The sequence below is a fragment of the Paenibacillus periandrae genome, assembly GCF_022458865.1.
In the GTDB taxonomy this organism is placed as follows: Bacteria; Bacillota; Bacilli; order Paenibacillales; family NBRC-103111; genus Paenibacillus_S; species Paenibacillus_S periandrae.
The window spans coordinates 1-19,509 of record NZ_JAJNMU010000012.1 but is presented as its reverse complement, the minus strand read 5'-3'; the positions used below and the strand labels follow the sequence as shown (position 1 = coordinate 19,509).

21 protein-coding genes are annotated in these 19,509 nt (G+C 45.4%); 4 read left to right on the top strand and 17 right to left on the bottom strand.

What is annotated here, in order from left to right; translation table 11 throughout:
* Nucleotides 1-38: 38 nt before the first annotated feature.
* The 10 genes from LRL21_RS20530 to LRL21_RS20485 all read right to left on the bottom strand — a co-directional run bounded on the left by LRL21_RS20530 (nt 39) and on the right by LRL21_RS20485 (nt 10,423).
* Entirely contained in the window at nt 39-1,493 is a 1,455-nt protein-coding gene (locus tag LRL21_RS20530; RefSeq protein ID WP_240417658.1) for a nicotinate phosphoribosyltransferase, read from the bottom strand.
* Entirely contained in the window at nt 1,494-2,354 is an 861-nt protein-coding gene (nadE, locus tag LRL21_RS20525; RefSeq protein ID WP_240417657.1) for an ammonia-dependent NAD(+) synthetase, read from the bottom strand. It lies immediately after the preceding gene.
* A gap of 5 nt (nt 2,355-2,359) precedes the next feature.
* Entirely contained in the window at nt 2,360-2,905 is a 546-nt protein-coding gene (locus tag LRL21_RS20520) for a cysteine hydrolase family protein (protein ID WP_240417656.1), read from the bottom strand.
* Nucleotides 2,906-3,327: 422 nt separating this feature from the next.
* A complete protein-coding gene (locus tag LRL21_RS20515) occupies nt 3,328-4,065 on the bottom strand; it encodes a GTP pyrophosphokinase (RefSeq protein ID WP_240417655.1) in 738 nt (245 codons plus the stop codon).
* A gap of 103 nt (nt 4,066-4,168) precedes the next feature.
* Nucleotides 4,169-5,434 (bottom strand): TerD family protein, encoded by a 1,266-nt coding sequence (locus tag LRL21_RS20510; protein WP_240417654.1) that lies wholly within the window; start codon nt 5,432-5,434, stop codon nt 4,169-4,171.
* A 12-nt stretch (nt 5,435-5,446) separates the two neighbouring features.
* The gene (locus LRL21_RS20505) at nt 5,447-7,519 is read right to left on the bottom strand and encodes a class I SAM-dependent methyltransferase (RefSeq protein ID WP_240417653.1); all 2,073 of its coding nucleotides are present in this window, start codon (nt 7,517-7,519) and stop codon (nt 5,447-5,449) included.
* Between the two features lie 243 nt (nt 7,520-7,762).
* Nucleotides 7,763-8,941, bottom strand: a complete 1,179-nt coding sequence (locus LRL21_RS20500; RefSeq protein WP_240417652.1) for a UxaA family hydrolase — start codon at nt 8,939-8,941, stop codon at nt 7,763-7,765.
* Nucleotides 8,931-9,233 (bottom strand): UxaA family hydrolase, encoded by a 303-nt coding sequence (locus LRL21_RS20495; RefSeq protein ID WP_240417651.1) that lies wholly within the window; start codon nt 9,231-9,233, stop codon nt 8,931-8,933. The genes LRL21_RS20500 and LRL21_RS20495 overlap by 11 nt, the downstream gene beginning before the upstream one ends.
* 178 nt (nt 9,234-9,411) lie before the next feature.
* A complete protein-coding gene (locus LRL21_RS20490; RefSeq protein WP_240417650.1) occupies nt 9,412-10,068 on the bottom strand; it encodes a Bax inhibitor-1/YccA family protein in 657 nt (218 codons plus the stop codon).
* Nucleotides 10,069-10,117: 49 nt separating this feature from the next.
* A complete protein-coding gene (locus LRL21_RS20485; protein WP_240417649.1) occupies nt 10,118-10,423 on the bottom strand; it encodes a Dabb family protein in 306 nt (101 codons plus the stop codon).
* 195 nt (nt 10,424-10,618) lie between these two features.
* On the opposite strand from LRL21_RS20485, the gene LRL21_RS20480 reads away from it, so the two are divergent.
* Both LRL21_RS20480 and LRL21_RS20475 read left to right on the top strand, forming a co-directional pair.
* Nucleotides 10,619-10,828, top strand: coding sequence for a hypothetical protein (locus LRL21_RS20480; protein ID WP_240417648.1), 210 nt, complete (start codon nt 10,619-10,621; stop codon nt 10,826-10,828).
* 123 nt (nt 10,829-10,951) lie between these two features.
* Nucleotides 10,952-11,212, top strand: a complete 261-nt coding sequence (locus LRL21_RS20475) for a DUF2533 family protein (RefSeq protein WP_240417647.1) — start codon at nt 10,952-10,954, stop codon at nt 11,210-11,212.
* 5 nt (nt 11,213-11,217) lie between these two features.
* On the opposite strand, the gene LRL21_RS20470 is transcribed toward LRL21_RS20475, so the two are convergent.
* Nucleotides 11,218-11,853, bottom strand: a complete 636-nt coding sequence (locus tag LRL21_RS20470; RefSeq protein WP_240417646.1) for an NUDIX hydrolase — start codon at nt 11,851-11,853, stop codon at nt 11,218-11,220.
* A gap of 170 nt (nt 11,854-12,023) precedes the next feature.
* Between LRL21_RS20470 and LRL21_RS20465 the strand changes: the two genes are divergently transcribed.
* Together LRL21_RS20465 and LRL21_RS20460 are read left to right on the top strand one after the other, a co-directional pair.
* On the top strand, nt 12,024-12,776 hold the full coding sequence (locus tag LRL21_RS20465; RefSeq protein WP_240417645.1) for a PAS domain S-box protein: 753 nt from the start codon (nt 12,024-12,026) through the stop codon (nt 12,774-12,776).
* A 475-nt stretch (nt 12,777-13,251) separates the two neighbouring features.
* Nucleotides 13,252-13,560: a hypothetical protein gene (locus LRL21_RS20460; RefSeq protein WP_240417644.1), complete on the top strand. Its 309-nt coding sequence runs from the start codon at nt 13,252-13,254 to the stop codon at nt 13,558-13,560.
* A 226-nt stretch (nt 13,561-13,786) separates the two neighbouring features.
* Here LRL21_RS20460 and LRL21_RS20455 read toward each other — a convergent pair whose 3' ends face one another.
* The 6 genes from LRL21_RS20455 to LRL21_RS20430 all read right to left on the bottom strand — a co-directional run.
* Complete coding sequence (locus tag LRL21_RS20455; protein ID WP_240417643.1) at nt 13,787-14,038, bottom strand: HPr family phosphocarrier protein; 252 nt, start codon at nt 14,036-14,038, stop codon at nt 13,787-13,789.
* A gap of 252 nt (nt 14,039-14,290) precedes the next feature.
* Nucleotides 14,291-14,677 carry an ArsR/SmtB family transcription factor gene (locus tag LRL21_RS20450; protein ID WP_240417642.1) on the bottom strand — a complete coding sequence of 129 codons (387 nt, stop codon included), beginning with the start codon at nt 14,675-14,677 and terminating at the stop codon, nt 14,291-14,293.
* Complete coding sequence (locus LRL21_RS20445; RefSeq protein WP_240417641.1) at nt 14,664-15,086, bottom strand: SRPBCC family protein; 423 nt, start codon at nt 15,084-15,086, stop codon at nt 14,664-14,666. Before LRL21_RS20445 ends, LRL21_RS20450 begins: the two co-directional genes overlap by 14 nt.
* A 104-nt stretch (nt 15,087-15,190) precedes the next feature.
* On the bottom strand, nt 15,191-15,502 hold the full coding sequence (locus LRL21_RS20440) for a DMT family transporter (protein ID WP_076228722.1): 312 nt from the start codon (nt 15,500-15,502) through the stop codon (nt 15,191-15,193).
* Complete coding sequence (locus LRL21_RS20435; RefSeq protein WP_240417640.1) at nt 15,502-15,852, bottom strand: DMT family transporter; 351 nt, start codon at nt 15,850-15,852, stop codon at nt 15,502-15,504. The genes LRL21_RS20440 and LRL21_RS20435 overlap by 1 nt, the downstream gene beginning before the upstream one ends.
* Before the next feature lie 606 nt (nt 15,853-16,458).
* A partial coding sequence (locus LRL21_RS20430; RefSeq protein ID WP_240417639.1) for an S-layer homology domain-containing protein occupies nt 16,459-19,509 on the bottom strand: 3,051 nt, incomplete at its 5' end.

Sequence of the window (19,509 nt, the reverse complement as noted above, 5' to 3'; positions counted from 1 at the left end):
ATCTTGGATCAATAGACCTATAGCAAGAATTCATCGCTTTATTCCAATTTGGCACTCGTATAATCGTGGATAAGATCCATCTTCTGCTGCCACGCTTTGGCGCTCAGGTCAATCAGATACACCTCCGGATTAAGCTTCCGCAAATATTCCGGCCAGAACTGAGTCAACTGCTGACGGTGGTATTCACGAATTTGTTCCAGCTCGGGAAGCTCATATACCTGTTTACCAGCTTGAAAAATCGGCTTGAGCAGTGGAACAGCGTCATAATTGTCAACATATTTGAATAAGTAAGGATGCAGCTTGTCGTACAGCTTCAGTCTCTTGCCCTGTAATACATCCGTTTCCCCAACAAGAGTCACACAATCGGCTTCTGCTTTACCGGTTTGCTTGCTTATAAGCCGATAGGCTTCCTTGATACCAGGAGTCGATACCTTCTCAGGATTTCCCGAAATTTTGATCACAGGCACGAAAGCTCCCGCTTTTTCACGCGCAACGAGCTTATACACACCTCCGAGAGAAGGTTGATCAGCAGCCGTAATCAGCTGTGTACCCACCCCCCAGCTATCGATCCGGGCTCCCTGAGCCTTCAGATTAAATATGATATTCTCATCAAGATCGTTCGAAGCCACAATCTTTACGTAAGGCAAGTCCGCTTCATCGAACATCTTCCTTGCCGTCTTTGAGAGGTACGCCAAATCTCCGCTGTCCAGTCGAATTGCAGACATTCTTTTTCCTTGCTGCTCCATCCATTTGGCAACCTTGATCGCATTGGGAACCCCATATCTCAACGTATCGTACGTATCCACAAGCAATGTCACCTGATTCGGCAGCGCAGCGGCATAATGGCGAAAAGCCTCTTCCTCCGTATCATGGTCCTGTACCCACGCATGAGCATGCGTACCTTTGGATGGAATCCCGAACAGCATTCCTGCCCGCATATTCGAGGTCGCATCGAAACCGGCAATGTAAGCAGCCCGTGCCCCCCATATGGCAGCATCCGCTTCCTGGGCTCTGCGAGTCCCAAATTCCATTAGCGTATCCTCGGGTGCGACTTGACGAATCCGCGAAGCCTTGGTCGCAATCAAGGTTTGGAAGTTCATAAAATTCAACAGAGCCGTCTCGACAAGCTGAGCTTCAAATATTTTCCCTTCCACGCGAATCAACGGCTCGTTGGCAAACACAATTGTACCCTCAGGAACTGCGCTAATATTGCCTGTAAAGCGGAAGCCTCGCAGCTTTTCGAGGAAAGCCGGATCGTATTCTTCCTCCTGCTCTTGTAAATAACGGATTGTTTCCTCGTCAAATTGCAAATGGTTAATATAGTTAATAATTCGCTCAAGCCCGGCAAACACAGCATAACCATTGCCAAAAGGCAGCTTGCGAAAGAAAGCCTCGAATACCGCTTGATGGGAATCCGTTCCGTTCTTCCAATGCGCATACATCATATTAATCTGATACTTATCCGTGTGCAGCGTCAAATTATCGTACGACATTTACAATCTCTCCTTCCACCAATCATCGTACACAGTGACAGCGGCATTGCGCTTGTGCTCGGTCCTTTGATAACGTCGTTCAATAATATCCTTGGCGGCATCGGACAGCACCCCGCCCTCCAGATACGTATCGATTTCCTCATAAGTTACACCAAGGGCAACTTCATCCGGCAGACCCGGCTTCAAATCCTCAAGGTCCGCCGTCGGCTTCTTCAAATAGAGCAGCTCCGGACATCCCAAATGCTTGAGCAGCTCCTTGCCCTGACGTTTATTCAAGCCGTATATAGGGGCTGCATCGCAGGCGCCATCACCATGTTTGGTAAAAAATCCGCTGACGGCCTCTGCCGCATGATCGGTTCCCAGAACCAGCATCCGGTAATGGGCAGCCAGATCATACTGCACCTTCATCCGTTCTCTGGCTTTAATATTTCCCTTCAGAAAATCGCTCAGCTTCTCACCTGTCGCTTGCTCAAACTGGGCTGCTGATGCATCGACAGCAGGTTGGATATTGACAGTAATGTTTTTCGAAGGCTGAATGAAGGATAAAGCCATCTGTGCGTCTGCCTCGTCCTGCTGCACGCCATAAGGCAATCGGACTGTAATGAATCGATACCCTTCACCGGCAATACCTGTAGGATCCGTTATCTCTTGATTCAGCTCATCTACAGCGATTTGCGCAAGCTTCCCCGTAAGTGTCGAATCCTGCCCCCCCGATATACCGAGAACATAACCCTCCGCCTTGGTGGACAGCAAATAGCTTTTCAAAAAATCGACCCTGCGGCGAATTTCCTGTTCGGCATCAATCTTGGGAAGAACATGCAGTACTTCTTGAATGTGTTGTTGTACAGTTGGTTTAGTCAATATCTTCATCCCCTATATGATAAAATAGTTGCTCCAAGCGTATGTTGAAAATGTCCCAGCGCCCACTCATGCCCTGCCGGATTAAAGCTCGCAACCGCATCACGGTGTACGACAATGTTAAAGCCTCGATTGTAGGCATCCACGGCCGTATGCAGCACACAGATATCCGTGCAGACTCCAATCAGGTGAAGCTCTTTAATGTCTCTTGCCCGCAGCTGAAGTTCCAGGTCCGTACCGGCAAATGCGCTGTAGCGGGTTTTGTCCATCCAGTAGATCTGGTCACGATGGGTTTGATACACTTCATCCAGTTTACCATATAATGCCCTGCCTTCCGTACCCTTAATATTATGAGGTGGGAACAGTCGGTGCTCCGGGTGATAGACGTCAAGCTCATCATGCAGATCGACAGCCATAACGACAAAATCATTATGAGTGACAAAAGTATCCGTAAGCTCGGCAATCCGCTGTTCAATCTCGATTCCCGGCTCACCGCAAGGCAGCTTCCCAACTACAAAATCAACCGTGTAATCAATGACAATAAGTGCTTTCATCGTAACCATCCTTCCACGAGGGCAGTCTCAATAATATCATTATGACATTATCGGATTGTAAAAAGAAATCCGCAGCAGCTATGACGCTATATGCGGGTTATAAGTAAAGCAATAAGAAAAGCTTCTGATCGAAGCCTATTCGGTGAAGATACATCCGTGTTTTAAATGTAGCTTTTCTTGCGAGATAAGAATTCGTTCAGCTTCGCTGAAAACATATAAATTCTTATCTCTTAAGAGAAGCTTCTGATCGAAGCCTATTCGGTGAAGATACATCCGTGTTACAAATGTAGCTTTTCTTGCAATATCAGAATATTCAGCTCCGCTGAAAACTTATATACTGATATTATAAACAAGGTATCAACTATCTCTGTTTGATACTTTCATTATGACATATTAAAAATATTTGTCAACCAGATTTTTCTTTAACCTCCGCCCATTAAACGAAGCAGTGCCTCCGGGAGCTGAAATTGCTGGTTACTGACACGAATCTGATTCAGTTCCCCTTCCGAGCCTTGATCCTGATCCTCTTTAATTTCGGTTATCTCCTTATGCAGCCGCTCCATTTGCAAATCCAGCGCAGTTGCAGAATCTGCTGCCGTCTTCAATTCCTGAAGCAGTCGAGTCGGAACAGCCTGATTGTATTTATAAAAAATCTTGTGTTCCAGACTCGCCCAGAAATCCATCGCTATCGTCCGAATTTGCACCTCGACACATACCTGCTCCTGCCGATCAGACATGTATACAGGAATTTCAATCAGCAGATGCAAGCTCCGATACCCGTTGGGCTTGGGATTGCGAATATAATCCTTCACCTCAAGCAGTGTAAGATCACTTTGACTTTGCAGCATATCGCTGATTCGATATATATCGTTAATGAATGAGCAGGTTATCCGCATACCTGCAATGTCCCGAATATTGTCTTTAATACTGGGCAATGAAATGCCAAAGCCCTTTTTGTACATTTTTCTCATAATGCTTTCAGGAGATTTCAATCTGGATTTCGTATGCTCAATGGGATTATAGTCATGCAAAAATTGAAATTCCTCTTTTAAAATTTCCAGCTTCGTATCGAACGCATCCAACGCAAATTTGTAAGCCATCATAAATCGCGTAATCTCATTTTTTAAAAATTTGAACTGTTCCATCTGATTCGTAGACAATGTTAATCTTCCTTCCTTAAGCCTAGTAGGAGAGCTATTTCAGCCTAACCATAATAAGTTCTTAAGAAAGCTTACACAACTCCGGGTGACAAAGCAACATTTGCTATTTAAATTCAATCGGACCGACATTCATTTTAAAAGTCCCGTCCGGGTAGAGCAATGGCGAATTCTCCGAGCCGCTCTTTGAGTATGTTTCAACATGGCTAATCCTCATATCATCCTGATCGCTGAAATCAATTTGTGCAATGGCGACCCAGTAAGCAAATCTGTTATTTTGCAATAGAGGAGCAGTCACTGTTTGTCCGGCATGATTGTCCACCACAGCACGAGCCTTCATCGATTTAAAGCTGCCAATTCCATTGGACAGTGCGCTGTAGGCTGCAAAAAGCACATACCTCAGATCCGACGTGTTGTGAATGGTGACGGTTTCTGTCCCTCCTGTTCGCGAATCCTTATCAAGCTCGATATACGGTGACTTGGAGGAACTGCCCAACCGACGGTAATATATTTTATTCGCTTCACCCTTCTTCGTTACATAAAAGCAGTACAAGTCCAGATCCTTTTTCGGATTATCCCACTTCAGCTGGGCTGTAACCTTGGAGGTCTTTGCGATCGAAACGGACTCTTGTTTCTTCAGCTCTATTTTTCCGAGTAAAAGAGGTTTAGCCGCCGGGGCTGCGGAAGACTTGGGAGTAACAACTGTCTCCCGAACAGGTTTTGCCGGAATGACAGGACTCTCGTCAGCAGGCTTTGTTGGAACTGTAGGTGCTTCACCAACAGGCTTGACTGACGTGTCCACCTGCTGCGTCTCATTGTCTGCTTCCTCAATCACCTTGATTCCATAATTGCTGCATAACGCTGATAAGCCACCATTAAACCCGCTTCCGATAGCATTAAACTTCCACTTACCCTTATGAAGATAAAGCTCTCCTGCAACTATCGCTGTTTCCAGCTTGAGCTCACTGCCGAATTCGAACCTGAACAGCTCCTTATGATTTAACGGGTCCTGAAACCGAATGTAGATTCGCGAAACCTGGCTAAAATGCTGGCTAAGCTTTTCGCCCTCATAGATCGTCAGCGTAATGGCAATCTTCTGAATATCTTGGGGTAACCGGTTAAAGGCTATCGAAATTTGCTCCTTATCCCCTTGGCTTGATTGCGTATGGGTAATTGCTCCATCCTTACTGCTCGGATTCCCATAAAAAATAAGGTTGTCATCCTGCTCACAAACACCAGCGGCAGATAGTAAAAACGCAGCCCCATCTATGTCCATAGCCTGATTGGAATGCTCCCACCCCAAACCAATCATCACACTGGATAAATGATTGTCCTGATTGATATCTACCTTTTGTCCCTTTTGAATATGCATGGAAACCTCCTACTACATTTGCTTTTGTATTACGATCAGACATGTGCTGTCCGGCAAGCTCACAGGCTCGCGCTGTTCATTGAATATCCGGATTCTCGGACTTAGTGCCTCCGTGTAGCCGTGCTGAAGCAGGTGTCTGCTAACTACGATCCGGGCCTGCGGGCCGAGCACCGTATGAATGAAGCTTTCGTAAGCTGAGGGTGTAAAATAACCGAATTGCTCCTGGACCTCATGTACATAAGCCTCCTCACCCCATGTATAGGTATACAAAAACTCCATCTCATCGTTAATCGGCATTTGCACCTCATGAATACCCAGTCGCACGAATTGAATCTCTCTTCCGGCAAAATCCTTGGCATATCTCTCCAGCCACTGCATGCCTTCCCCATCCAAAAACGTGATGATCCGCTGCTGTTCGGTCGGCTCGCTCATAATGCCATCACGGATAATGATTCTCCCGCCGTTGGGGATTACATCGAAGGCACTTCGCAGCGCTGCCGCAACTGTAGCATGATTATAGGTTTTACCCTCATATTCCACATACGAAAACAACTCATGCAAAATTGAAGAAAAAATGACAGTGTCTATGGAACCAGGCTCCACGTATTCCTTCAAATTGAGTGCATCACCCTGCAGCACCATCCACTGGCGGTTTTCCAGCTGCCGCTTCCGCTCGAGCGCCTCAATCACATTAAGCGAAATATCGATGCCGATTACCTGTTTATCGGGAAACATATCCTCGATCAGATCCAGCATAACCCCGCCACCAGGGCCAATATCGACAACCCGATTGCCCACAATAAAATCTAGAATAACCTTTTTGTAATCAGCGGTTTGATTCATCATCGTCAAATATTCCTCTTCATTATGAAAACGGTCGTAGGCATCACGGCGCAGCTCAAACAGGTCGAATAGCATAAGTATCGCTTTTTCATACAAAGGTGATTTTTCGGCCTCCATACAAAACTGGATCAGCTTATCCGCCGCCGTGGAGAACTCCATATGAAAATAGACTGTATCCGATTGCGGACCCGATTGATTTAACTGTGGAGATAGATGCCCACTTACCGGGAAACGCGCCAAAATAATGTCTTCAAAGGAGCATTCGCGCAAATATTTTTCTATGATTCGTTTCTTGTAGACATTGATTTTCTTCTGTCCCCGATAATCATAATACATATCATTCATCATGCGCTCGAAGCTGATATGGTCCGCCTGCTTTGTCGCATCCGAGCTGAGAATGATGAGAAACAGCTTGGCAAATTCCTCAAAAGAAAACTCGTGAAGAGCCGCTTCGACAAACCACAGCGTCTTGCTGTCTAGCGCTTGAAAAGCCTCAATAACCGCTGGCTGCGCTGACAGCTTGGCAAATTCACGTTCAAAATTCTCGCCTCTGGAAATCGAGCTGGCCCGCAGCCGCTTCAGCCTGTTTTGGAGCGAAAGCCCGTTGTCTTCCTGCTTATGAACGATCAGCTCAATGACCTCAGCAACTTGCTGCGATATCTCAATCCACAGTTCCGTCGATACTGCTTCCAGAATGCATTGATTTAGCACCAGTAATATATCCCTCAGCTCATTAGCCGCGAGCAGTCCATTCTGTATAAGCTCCATCAATGGTCGTTGTACCTCGAAGGGAACCTCCCCGCGTAAATACTGGCCAATTAAACCGTGAGTCTGGATCAACGTGTGGATTACGTGCCTCCTTGCCTCGCTATGCAACGAACTCGAATGCCAATCGTAAATTTCACTCGAACCAATGTTGTGAGCCATCAGATGCACGCCCTGCTTCTGCCACTGCACTCGTTGTCGCACCGTCCCGCCCTTGGCCACCTCAGACCAGATAAGCACTTCTTCGACAATCTCTTGAATCCAAAAGGACATCTGCAATCGGTCGAGCGTTTCCAGCGACTTCTCCACATAATCCAGAACCGGGTTCGCGTTAACCAGATCCTGAAGCGAGAGGACCCGCTCGAGATTGACCATTCGTTCTTCCGCCGATACGATATATTGCAGCCATGGATGATCATGTAAGGACATACTCTCATCTTGCTTGTAGGCTTGGATTGTTTCAAGTGGACGCAACATGAGCTTCTCTCCTTCTCTATCTATCACTCTATTTCTCTTTCAATCTTTCTATCTCAATCTATTAATATGATTCTACAACTGAGCTAACCCCAGCGGAGTGGCTGAGGTTGGCTGGAGAAGCGGAGCGTTCGCCTTTGTTTCCGGATTTTCACCATTAAATGTTTAAAACAATCAAATAAAATCCGGAAACAACAGCGATTGTAAGAACACCTCAGCCGCGCAGCGTATACGACCACCTCAATTTTAGAACGTCGGCCCTATTCGCCAAATCCCAAAATCGTTCTGCTTCAAGATTTCCGACTTTGTCAGTTTTCCCGAGCATACCTCGATAATCTCCTCGAAAATCCGATCTCCCACCTGTTCAATCGTTTCCGTTCCATCAATTATCGTACCCGCATTCATATCGATATTATCGTTCATTTTCTCATATATCGCACTATTAGTCGCTATCTTGATTACCGGGACGATTGGAGAGCCAGTTGGCGTGCCCCTGCCTGTTGTGAACAATACGATCTGCGAACCACCTGCCGCCATCCCGGACAGCTGTTCAATATCATGACCGGGAGTATCCATCCATACGAGACCTTTTTTGGTCGGCTTTTCCGCATAATCTATCAGTTCCTGTAAAGGCCTTGAACCGGACTTGTTCGACGCACCCAATGATTTTTCCTCCAATGAGCTGAGCCCGCCTTTAATATTACCCGGACTTGGGTTGCCGGTACGAATATCGATATTCATGGAGAAGGCCCGTTTCTCCATCGCTTCAATGACCTGATACACCCGCTTCGCTACGTGATCATTAACCGCGCGTGCCGCAAGCAAATGCTCAGCCCCGATCAGCTCGGTAGTTTCCGCCAGAATCGAGGTTCCCCCGTGATCGACGATTTTATCGCTGCAAAAGCCTACTGCCGGATTGGCCGACAGCCCCGAACAGGCGTCAGATCCCCCGCACTCCGTACCTACGATCAGCTCACCGAAGTCACATTCCACCCGTCGCTGGCGCGAAGCCTCCTGTACCATTCTTGCGGCAATTTTGGCTACCTCGGCTATAGTGTACAGCGTCCCTCCATGATCCTGGATCGAGACGACCTCTACGGGCTTGCCGGTCTTACGAAGCTCGGATGCTACACTTCGCGCTTGATGGGTCTCACAGCCAAGACCCAGCACAATCACTCCGTATACGTTAGGATTCGCAGCGGTTCCTACATAGGTTCGGAACGTTTGATCATAATCGGTTCCTACCTGTGCACAGCCATGCTGATGTATAAAAGTAACCGTTCCATTCACAAGCTCTGTCACCCGCTGAGCTGTTTGGGTAGCACAAACAATCGTTGGCAGAATCAGCACGTGATTGCGCGCCCCTACACTGCCATCCGGTCTACGGTATCCCCAAAACGTCCGTGATTGTACATTAGCTGTCATGCTGCAAATCCCCTCTCCCTCTTTTACCTTCCAGATTATGAACGTGTACGTGCTCGCCTTTGCGGATCCCTCTGACTGCAACCCCAATAACCTCGCCATATTTAATGATATCTTCTCCAGCCGCAATCGGTACGACAGCAAATTTATGACCGAACTCAATCGGCTCAGCCAGTTCTACCTGAACCTCAATACCTTGACAGACAACATTCAACTGAGCCCCAGCCGGAATTTCCGTAAGCGCAACCGCGACCTTATCCTGCGGCTTCATCATGACAGTGTGGTAGACAGTCATTGGATTCCCTCCATTTTATCAAAAGAAAATATGATAACGATTACATCCCCACTATATCACTCTTCTTTTCCGTGTATCAACTATGGATTTGAAAGGATCTATGACCCTATACACAACAAAAAAGAGCCCTGCTCCACAAGGCTCCTTCGTTTCCCAACAATAGTCAGGGGTTTGCAATTTAATTTCTGCTAAATCCGACAATCGCAGCCAGAAAACGCAAAATGTATATAAACAAATTAATAAAATTCAAGTAAATATTCAAAGCAGCCATCGGCACAGCCTCAGGGCTTACTCCATCTTTATACTGGGACACATCATACAATACCCAGCCGCTGAATATAACAATCCCCAGCACAGACCATACCAAATTCATAGTCGAGCCCATCGGTATAAACAACGAGAACAGACTCATTACGATTAAACCGATTGTAGCCGCGAACAAAAATCCGCCCAAAAAGCTGAAATCCCTCTGCGAACGATAGGCATACAGGGCAAGTCCTCCAAAAATACCTGCAGTGGCCAGAAACGCGGCTGATACCAGATTAGCTCCAATGATACCACCGTAAGTGGCAATAATCGGATACAACGTAACCCCCGTAACTGCGGTGAAAATATACAGAAACGGATAACCGATCATTTTTCCGCGGAAGCGCATAATGAACACAGATACGAGCATGCCCAACTCAATCACAACGAACAAACCGATAAGTGAAGGTGGAATCAGCATAGCACCCGCAAGCGTCCCAACAAATGAGACCAGCAGGGATACCGCAAAAATCTGCATGATGTGTCCAAAGCTGCCTGTATGGGATTCCGTTAAAGTTCTATCCATCATTGTATTCACTCCTCCTCATATGTACTAACGTTTTGAAACTATTTACTGATTATACGACTGTGAAATCAATCTCCAGAAAACGGACTACTTCATTTTTCCAAATATGTTCCACATAATCCACGTGGGCCGGATGGGTATTGTAGGCATCATAGGCTGCTTGATCCTCAAACTCCATTGAAAATCCATAATCGTAATCGTTTTTGCTGCTCACCTGACGTAACACTTGAAAATCGTATACACCTGGTATGACTTCAAGAATTGCTTTGCTTTTGGATAAAAACTGATCTGCTTGTTCCGACCCAGCCTCAACCTTTAAATTAAAAATAACCTTATGTTGAATACGTGCCGCTGACATGGTAATTCCTCCATTCTCTATTCATATCCATTTCTACTAATATCATACCAGAAATGTTGGGTATCGTTCTATAGTTAACTCCATGCTAACTATGTTTTTTGAGAACAACCCCATTATTTGATTCAATCTGGACCATTTTAGTCAATTTTATGATACAATATGTATCATTAGACAATAGAAAGCAGGATTAATCTTATGAATGATCGGATCAAGAGCTTACTTGTTCTCGTAGGATTAGGACTTGCCATCAGCTACTGGATGGTGTGGGAAGTTCATACGAACCAGCATCTTACGACGAGTGCATTTCTCCTGCTGGCCAAGCCAGCCTCCCCTGCCGTTCAGCTTCCGAACGATGGCTCCAGCTACACTTTTCATCTTAAGCACCACAACTTTGTACAAGAGTAAGCGCCACAACAGCACATTATCACCTGCAAGTATAAATACCAGGATTGTTCGGCAGGTTCAAATCATGGTATGATAGCTAGCACAATACTATCATGTCCGACAAGGATTAAGGAGCTGCCCATCATGAGTGTTCACGAAGCAATTACATCTCATACGCAAAAAATGCATGCGCACCTGGAGGTTTTTCAGGAGCTGGACCTTAAGCGCGAGCAAGCCATTGATCAGGCTGTCGCCCAATATTCAGCTGGTGAAGCTTTCACTGTAGACGAGATCAACCGATATGCTGCCGCTATTAATGAGCATGCCAAGCACGGTATCTCACCAACAAGGACTTACATTACCAAAGACATGCTTATCGAATATGTGCAGCGAAGCAGACGTTAGTCTGCCTATCGCTGTAGCCCAAAACCCTTTAGTACCATTTCGTAATAATCCGCAGCATGCGGAACAAAGTCATCACTTGTGAAGCTGCGGCTGACTACTCGCAGATCTCCCGATTCATCAGGCTCGACACCAATAGCTTCAATGATATCCTGACTGGTCATTCCGTAGACAAGCCGCAGCACATCTTGAATGAATACCCGATATAATCCTGTCACTTCATCTCCCTGAAGTCTATACGTAGTCAGTGCCTGATTCGATCGAAACCCATACACATGACAAAACTCCCTATCTATTAATCCAGGTTTAATACATTTATCACTACGATATATACCACAGGATATCAGTTGTTCGAACGGTACACCCAGACCGAGCTCCTCCTCCAGCTCCCGATTTCCCTCTTCCACACGTTCACCAGCCTGCAGATGACCAGCACAAGAAATATCCAGCATTCCCGGATACGTATCTTTGTCAGGATGCCGTCTTTGGAACAACAGCGCTGGACCGTCCTCTGCATCTTTTATTATCCAGCATTGAAATGTCTGATGCCATAGACCCTCCCTATGTACTTCTTGTCGAGACGCGGTTCCGAGCCAATTCTTCTGCTGATCATAAATATCAAAGCGTTCCTCGTTTGGTACCATAATCCACCTCTTTTTCATAGCGCCCATAAACTCGATAACTTCAACGAATAGTATAAAAAGTGATTCAATTGAGAAAGAATAGGTTAATTATACAGGAAAATGAACTATAAAGCCGATATTGTTGCGCTGCTTCATCCATACCTTGTTATTACATAGGAGGCTAACTTAGAATGCGTTCACTTAACGAGCAATTTGCCAATGCCACTGAGGGCATGTTTTATACTTTTGAAGAAAAAGGTACATCCAAATTTATTGAGGTCAATCATGCATTCACGAAGCTTCTTGGTATTCCAAAGTCCCGAATATTGAGTATGAAGCTTTACGATATTTTCGCGCCTGAATCATTAAAAAAAATGGCACAAAAGCAGTTGCGCCTGAATCAGAAAGGTTATTTGTACGCAGAAGAAACCTTGTGCGGGCATAATGGAGATAAGCTGACTGTCGAAATTCACAGCAGTAAAATTCGTTGGGAGCAAAAAGACCTATACTTTCATGTCGTTAAGGAAATTTCCGAGAAAAAATGGCTGAACAGCCAAATTCGCAACAAGCCGGTCGTTGCCTCCGGCCTATTGACTGAGGATCTGGACATAACAGAAATCACGAACCACTATGAGCCGCTGCCATTTGTCGAGCCTGCTGAAGGCTTCGGCGGCAGTTCCTTGCTTTCCTTTATTGAGCCCACAGATTGCTTGAAGGTTAAACGGTGTGTTTCCAAGGTAATGGAGTACCGTCAGGAAAAACAGGTTACTTTTCAAACGGGAAGCCCCCACTCTTCAGACAGCATCAAACTGCGTGCGTTCTTTAAGCCTATTTTCAATGGCAACAATGAGCTTATAAAAATTGCTTTTGTGCTATGTAGAGCCGATGGCGTAGAACAAGTAAGTGAAATGCCTATCTCACCCTTGCTTCTGGCATGTTTGTAAAATTTTCAAAATTAATTTGCAATTTGAACTGATAGATGGTATAGTATATCATTGTATCAATGAATGCACCCCCATCTAGCTTTTCCTCGGTTCACTTATTGTTTCTCTACTCATAAAAATCATTCAAATTCCAACAACCCTAAGAATTTGTAACTGTGTTAACTGATTCACACTGGCGCGGTCTAGGAGCCGCAAGGATGAAAGAGAGGTAGGGCTTTCATTGTTTTAGAACACCTTGTTTTTATGTTTGACCGTAGTAGGCTGCATGACCTATTGATACACTCCAGAAGAGCTCTTTTATTCATTATGGCAAACCTTTGGCTGCAAGTAAGCTGCGTTGGAGCTCTTCTGTTTTATTTTTATCTGAAAATTCATATAAATCTTTCATGGCTTGTCACCTATTGACGATTTATGTTTAAAGGGATACAGTGTAATAAGGTAATTTTTTACACTACATATATAAGAGGTGGATGAAATGAATCAAGAAATTCCTTTAAACAAACCTGTGAATGGTTACCAGGATTCGTATGGCCCCCAGGCACCAGTAGTACCCGTCAAAGAATGGATTATTGCACTAATTATTTCAGCTATCCCCATTGTCAACATTGTGATGTGGTTTGTATGGGCATTTGGCGGCAACGCAAATCCTAACAAACAAAGCTTTTTTAAAGCTTATCTGCTTATCGTCGCTATTGTTTTCGTTATCTACGCAGTGATTGCTGTACTCATTATAGCTACCGGTGTTACTGCTGGCTTAAATTCAGGAATGTTTAACGATATTTAAATCAGGGAACAAATGGATAACAGACTTATTCAAAAAGCGGGCGCAAGCCCGTTTTTGTGCGTTCAGACACCTCTGCGACGGAAATCAATGCACATATCTGCTCTCCTGTAATACTTTCTCCATAATGAAAAAAGGCACCGTCATCTCATCGTTCGTGAGTGACAGTACCTTTTCCATAGCTTTAACGGACTTGGTTTGGCTTGGGCATTCTGAAATCTAAGGAGCGTTACTTTTCCAACAAGCTGCTCATTGCATCAATGGCCTCCTGCTCGTCCCTTCCTTTGGTTTGAATCGTAATCCGAGTACCCGTACGCATGGGGATCAGCAGCATTCCCAGAATGCTTTTTGCATCTAAATTTATGTTTTCCCGCTCAAACTTAATCGTAATATCCGAACGGTACGTGCTCGCTTTCTGGGCTACCATTTGTAAATATTGCGGCTGCATGTCGTGAGTAATTTCGATATCATGAACTCTCATTAAGACTCCTCCGTTCAAAGGTCTGCGTTGTTTGGCTTATTGCTTCAATCATTATTGACTCCATATTACAACACAATTCCGATTATGAGAAGTACATGCAATCGTTTTCATTGAATTTCATTGAATTCATTGAATGCCTATTAGAAGCGTTATTCAGTGTACAAAAAGACCAAGCCAATAAACAATGCGGGCTTGGTCCCAATATGCATTAATTTGATTATACAGCGTGTTTGCAGTCAGTTTATCCCGCCGCTACTCAAGCAGCTTCGATGGACCACTTGGACTACTATCATCCTGACCCTGATTATCCGATTCAACAAAATGCTTAAGCATAGCCAGCTTATTTTCCCAATGCCGTTCATAGAAGGACAGCCAGCTCTTTAATTCTACTAAAGGCTCCGAAACAAGCTGATACCTTGTCTCTCGTCCAACCTTTCTTTCCCGGACAAGCCCTGCTTCTGCCAAAACTCGCAGATGCTTTGAAACCGCCGTTCGGCTGATTGGAAAATGTCCACTTATGACTGTAACGGGCAGCTCCTGATCGACAAGCAATTGCAGCAAACTGCGCCGGGTAGGATCTGCTATCGCTTGAAACACATCATGCTTCGGTGAAGCAATGGCATGATCAGGCTTCGACATAGGTAGCCAATGATTTGGCAAGCCCAACCCAGCCTTGGGCCATATTGTCGCGGATCATCGTGTGGGATAATCCGAACTCTGTAACTTTCTCAGCATCCCAGCCGGAATGCGTCAGTGTAAATTCGGTTTTATCGTCGAGCTCCACCAATTCAAACCTGATACTCCAATCTTTCCCCCATTGAAAAGCAAGACTATGAGGGGGTTCAACCTCAGTTACTTTACAAGGCGACATTCCGAATGGACCTGCATTGATCAGGAACTCGTGTCCAGCAACTGGCTGAAAATCGTTGGGCATGAACCATGCAGCAATGCCTTCCGATGTTGCAACAGCACTCCATACTTTTTGAATAGGCGCATTAAACACCATTTTTTGAACGATATCCGGTAATGATTGAAGCTTGTCTTCCATTTCAATAACCTCCATGTCAAAGTTTAATAAAATACGAAACTATTTGGTTTCGTATTATTATATGACACCTTAAGGTTTCATGTCAACTGCTTGGCCTTCGATGATTAACCGATCAATTTTAACCCTACTGCTGAACACAAGATCATTGCAATGAACAGAAGCCGCCGCCATTCCTTCGGTTCTCCGTACATAAACATCCCTACTAACGCGGCACCAATCGTACCAATTCCAGTCCAAACTCCGTAAGCAGTTCCCATAGGAATAGTTTTCATTGCGTAGGATAAGAGTACAAAACCAATACCAAAGGTAATAATAAGATATAAGGCTGCATCCCATTTCTTCATGGCCAAACGTTTCAGATTGATCACTCCAAGCACTTCAAGACATCCAGCAGCAACAAGTGCTAACCAAGGCATTATTGGCTCCCCCTCTCTACTTCGGTTCCGGCTTCTTCTGTGGTGACGATCTTCAAGCCAATAACTCCGGCTAACAGTACTGCAATGAGCATAATCTTGGCTACGTTAAATGGTTCACCAAATATAAGCATCTCAACCACTACCGTACCACTGGTGCCAATACCGGCAAACACAGCATAAACCGTACCGACAGGCAAACGTCTTGCAGCCAAAATAATGACCAGAAAACTTATTATGATAGCTAGCGCAGTAGCTGTCCATTCCAAAGCCGTTTCTGAATGCTTAAGGCCCGTTACCCATACGATTTCCAATATGCCTGAAAGCACCACATAAATCCAATATCGGTTCATATCTCAACCACTCCTTCTCACGCATCTTCCTACCTAACGTTAATTAGTTAATAATATCACACATATCATGATAATTGTCAATGCTTTAGTTCAAGTTTTACTACCGCTTGGCAACAACTTTGTTAGAGAATCCAAGAAACAGCCAGCCTTAAAACCGTGTACATGGAAAAGTTCGCTTTTCAAAACCGCCGCATAGCTGTACACGCTAGATTACAGCAGAGTACATCTCTGCATCTCGGGCTGGGCAGCTCTTACAGGAGTCATCCAGCACGTACTAGCATCCTACCTTTTGTCAAAAAAACCGTAGCCGCTTATTACCGACATGTTGTCGGGTATCAGGAAAAGCGTGTAGAGCTCCTGGTCCCATACAACGATTGTCATCGATAATTTGATGTGATCCAGCAGTTGATCATGTTGATAAAGAATAGCCGAAGACTAATCTTTCCCGCAAAGGTCACGAGCCACGCAGTATCTTCTTATTCTAAGATACCTTCAGCTTTTGTACACTCTGGCTTTAGTGGATATCCTTCCACTGCCTGTATTTACGAAATTGAAAAGAGGGTGCCACTCGCCATTTTCATGGCTCTTGGACACCCTCAGCTGACATTAATTCTTCCAAACTTCATATCCATTCTCATATTTATCAAACTTATGAGAAGAGGATGCTTCCATAATAGCGTCGTAACCCCAATAAGTTGTAGGTACATCGCCCCATTTAGGAGAAACATCTACTTTCAATGGTTGACGATCCAGAAGCTTGTTAAACACTTTCACCGACTCAGCACGGGTTATCGGTTGATCCGGCCGGAAGGTTCCATCAGGATAGCCCGATACATATCCAAGCTTCTCGGCAGCGGATATTGCTGGAAGACCCCAATGTCCTGTAATATCATTAAACGAGCTATTCTGTGTAGAATTTAAATTTTTAATATTCGACAGCATTTGCGCAAATTCTGCACGAGTGACTGACTTTTCAGGAGCAAAACTACCATTTGGATATCCAGTAAGCCAATGCTGCTCACCTGCCCTGATAATAGCTTTTGCTGCCCAGTGAGAAGAATTCACATCTGTGAACGTGGGTGCTGAATATGTTGAGGCTGTTACAGGCAGTATGCGACTTAGAATGGTCGCTAACTCTGCACGAGTAATACTATTTTCCGGGTGGAATAAACCATCTGGAAAGCCTTCTATATAAAGCATGTGTTCACCCGAATCCTTGATCTTAGGCTTGATTTGGAAACTGTACTCTACGATAGATACACCTACATGAATGTTGCCACCGCGAACATAGCTGTCATCTCCATGCTTCACATCACGATTGTCTTTCCGGCTGTCAAACTGTTCGTAGCCATCCTTTTCTCCCAGAATGTAGTAGTCGCCATCCGGGAATACCATCCATCCGTATTGTCCGCCGTTAACGCTGATTTGCGGGTCATGATTTTTGTTGGGAGCAAAGTCCGGAAGTTCAGGAAGGATAACCAGGTCCCCAGCTTTTCTACCCTTGGACTTGTTCAATTCAGTATCTGACCAATGTAAGGTAGCTTTTACACCATCTACAGGTTTGCCTGTTACTGAATCAGTGATGATACCATAAGGGTCAATCAAATCGGCTTCAAGCTTTGCATTCCGGTTACTGTCAATAGTCAACTTGGCTACACGTCCGGCTAATTTTTCGCCAGTTGGGGCGATTACACTCAGTAAGAGTTTGTATTCACCAGGACCAACATTAGGTAGCGTGAATGCTCCATTGGCATTAACAGGGAACTCAGTAATATTGAGAGCAGTTCCATCTGCTGTCAGCAATTTTCCTGAAAGGTTCAGTTGCGGTCCTATTAATTGTGTAATTTTGGCATTGACTTCCTTTACACCACTATTAGGGTTTGTAATATCAACAATCAAATTGCTTGGTATCTGAGAAGGCGGTGTACTATTCGAACTACTGCCACCTGACGACCCCGAATTATTTTGCTGCTGCACTCTTAAGATAGCAAAGGTATACGTGCCGGTAGTTGTACCATTCTGGGCAAAAATTTCAAGTCTGAGCGTATTAATTCCTACATTCAGGGCAATAACGCCACTCTTTTGATTGTTGCTCAGTGTTGCAGGGCTACCAACTATATTGCCATTTGCATCAAAAACGCTCAGAACTGCATAAGCAGCCTCACCGTTTAAAGTAGCAGTTACATCAGTCTGCGTAATACGGTTACCCACAGATGCGGTATAAGCAACAGTCTCACTATTGAATGTCGTGTTCAATACAACATCTGTCAATAATAGACTTGTCAACCCTGCATTGGATGAGAGTGGAATTGTGATAAACTGAATTTCTGTTCCATAGCTCGTTCCTGCCGAGTTCGTCGCATATGCACGCACATAATATGTCGTACCAGGCGTCAATCCCGTTAAGGTCTTGCTCATCGCTCCCGTACTCGTTCCATCGGATACTTTCGAGTCGGATATTGTTGGATTCTGGGTTGTTGCATACACAAAGCCACGCTCCGTTAACCCTGCTCCGCCGTCCGAGCTTACATTACCCGTTACGTCGGCTGTCGTTGTCGTAATGTTCGTGTGCGTCAGCGTTGTTACCGTTGGTGCTACTGGTGGTATGTTCTGCGTCGTAAACTGAACTTCCACTCCATAGCCCGTTCCTACCGTGTTCGTCGCATATGCACGCACATAATATGTCGTACCAGGCGTCAATCCCGTCAAGGTCTTGCTCATCGCTCCCGTACTCGTTCCATCGGGTACTTTCGAGTCGGATATTGTCGGATTCGGGGTTGTTGCATACACAAAGCCACGCTCCGTTAACCCTGCTCCGCCGTCCGAGCTTACATTACCCGTTAAATCAACGGTTGTCGTTGTGATGTTCGTGTACGTCAGCGTCGTTACCGTTGGTGCTACCGGTAAGTTCTGCGTCGTAAACTGAACTTCCACTCCATAGCCCGTTGCTGTTGTGTTGTTGGTCGCATATGCACGCACATAGTATGTCGTACCAGGCGTCAATCCCGTCAAGGTCTTACTCATCGCTCCCGTGCTACTCGTTCCATCGGTTGCTTTTGAGTTGGACGTTGTCGGATTCGGGGTTGTTGCATACACAAATCCACGCTCCGTTAACGCTGCTCCTCCGTCGGAGCTTACATTACCCGTTAAATCAACGGTCGTTGTCGTGATGTTCGTGTACGTCAACGTCGTTACCGTTGGTGCTACCGGTAAGTTCTGCGTCCTAAACTGAACTTCCACTCCATAGCCCGTTGCTGTTGTGTTGTTGGTCGCATATGCACGCACATAGTATGTCGTACCAGGCGTCAATCCCGTCAAGGTCTTACTCATCGCTCCCGTGCTACTCGTTCCATCGGTTGCTTTTGAGTTGGACGTTGTCGGATTCGGGGTTGTTGCATACACAAATCCACGCTCCGTTAACGATGCTCCGCCGTCCGAGCTTACATTGCCCGTTAAATCAACGGTCGTTGTCGTGATGTTCGTGTACGTCAGCGTCGTTACCGTTGGTGCTACCGGTAAGTTCTGCGTCGTAAACTGAACTTCCACTCCATAGCCCGTTGCTGTTGTGTTGTTGGTCGCATATGCACGCACATAGTATGTCGTACCAGGCGTCAATCCCGTCAAGGTCTTACTCATCGCTCCCGTGCTACTCGTTCC

Excerpts from the sequence above, each read along its gene's own strand:
- LRL21_RS20530 (WP_240417658.1), bottom strand. The coding sequence starts at position 1,493 with ATGTCGTACGATAATTTGACGCTGCACACGGATAAGTATCAGATTAAT.
- LRL21_RS20520 (WP_240417656.1), bottom strand. The coding sequence starts at position 2,905 with ATGAAAGCACTTATTGTCATTGATTACACGGTTGATTTTGTAGTTGGG.
- LRL21_RS20510 (WP_240417654.1), bottom strand. The coding sequence starts at position 5,434 with ATGCATATTCAAAAGGGACAAAAGGTAGATATCAATCAGGACAATCAT.
- LRL21_RS20505 (WP_240417653.1), bottom strand. The coding sequence starts at position 7,519 with ATGTTGCGTCCACTTGAAACAATCCAAGCCTACAAGCAAGATGAGAGT.
- LRL21_RS20500 (WP_240417652.1), bottom strand. The coding sequence starts at position 8,941 with ATGACAGCTAATGTACAATCACGGACGTTTTGGGGATACCGTAGACCG.
- LRL21_RS20495 (WP_240417651.1), bottom strand. The coding sequence starts at position 9,233 with ATGACTGTCTACCACACTGTCATGATGAAGCCGCAGGATAAGGTCGCG.
- LRL21_RS20490 (WP_240417650.1), bottom strand. The coding sequence starts at position 10,068 with ATGATGGATAGAACTTTAACGGAATCCCATACAGGCAGCTTTGGACAC.
- LRL21_RS20485 (WP_240417649.1), bottom strand. The coding sequence starts at position 10,423 with ATGTCAGCGGCACGTATTCAACATAAGGTTATTTTTAATTTAAAGGTT.
- LRL21_RS20480 (WP_240417648.1), top strand. The coding sequence starts at position 10,619 with ATGAATGATCGGATCAAGAGCTTACTTGTTCTCGTAGGATTAGGACTT.
- LRL21_RS20475 (WP_240417647.1), top strand. The coding sequence starts at position 10,952 with ATGAGTGTTCACGAAGCAATTACATCTCATACGCAAAAAATGCATGCG.
- LRL21_RS20470 (WP_240417646.1), bottom strand. The coding sequence starts at position 11,853 with ATGGTACCAAACGAGGAACGCTTTGATATTTATGATCAGCAGAAGAAT.
- LRL21_RS20465 (WP_240417645.1), top strand. The coding sequence starts at position 12,024 with ATGCGTTCACTTAACGAGCAATTTGCCAATGCCACTGAGGGCATGTTT.
- LRL21_RS20460 (WP_240417644.1), top strand. The coding sequence starts at position 13,252 with ATGAATCAAGAAATTCCTTTAAACAAACCTGTGAATGGTTACCAGGAT.
- LRL21_RS20455 (WP_240417643.1), bottom strand. The coding sequence starts at position 14,038 with ATGAGAGTTCATGATATCGAAATTACTCACGACATGCAGCCGCAATAT.
- LRL21_RS20450 (WP_240417642.1), bottom strand. The coding sequence starts at position 14,677 with ATGTCGAAGCCTGATCATGCCATTGCTTCACCGAAGCATGATGTGTTT.
- LRL21_RS20445 (WP_240417641.1), bottom strand. The coding sequence starts at position 15,086 with ATGGAAGACAAGCTTCAATCATTACCGGATATCGTTCAAAAAATGGTG.
- LRL21_RS20440 (WP_076228722.1), bottom strand. The coding sequence starts at position 15,502 with ATGCCTTGGTTAGCACTTGTTGCTGCTGGATGTCTTGAAGTGCTTGGA.
- LRL21_RS20435 (WP_240417640.1), bottom strand. The coding sequence starts at position 15,852 with ATGAACCGATATTGGATTTATGTGGTGCTTTCAGGCATATTGGAAATC.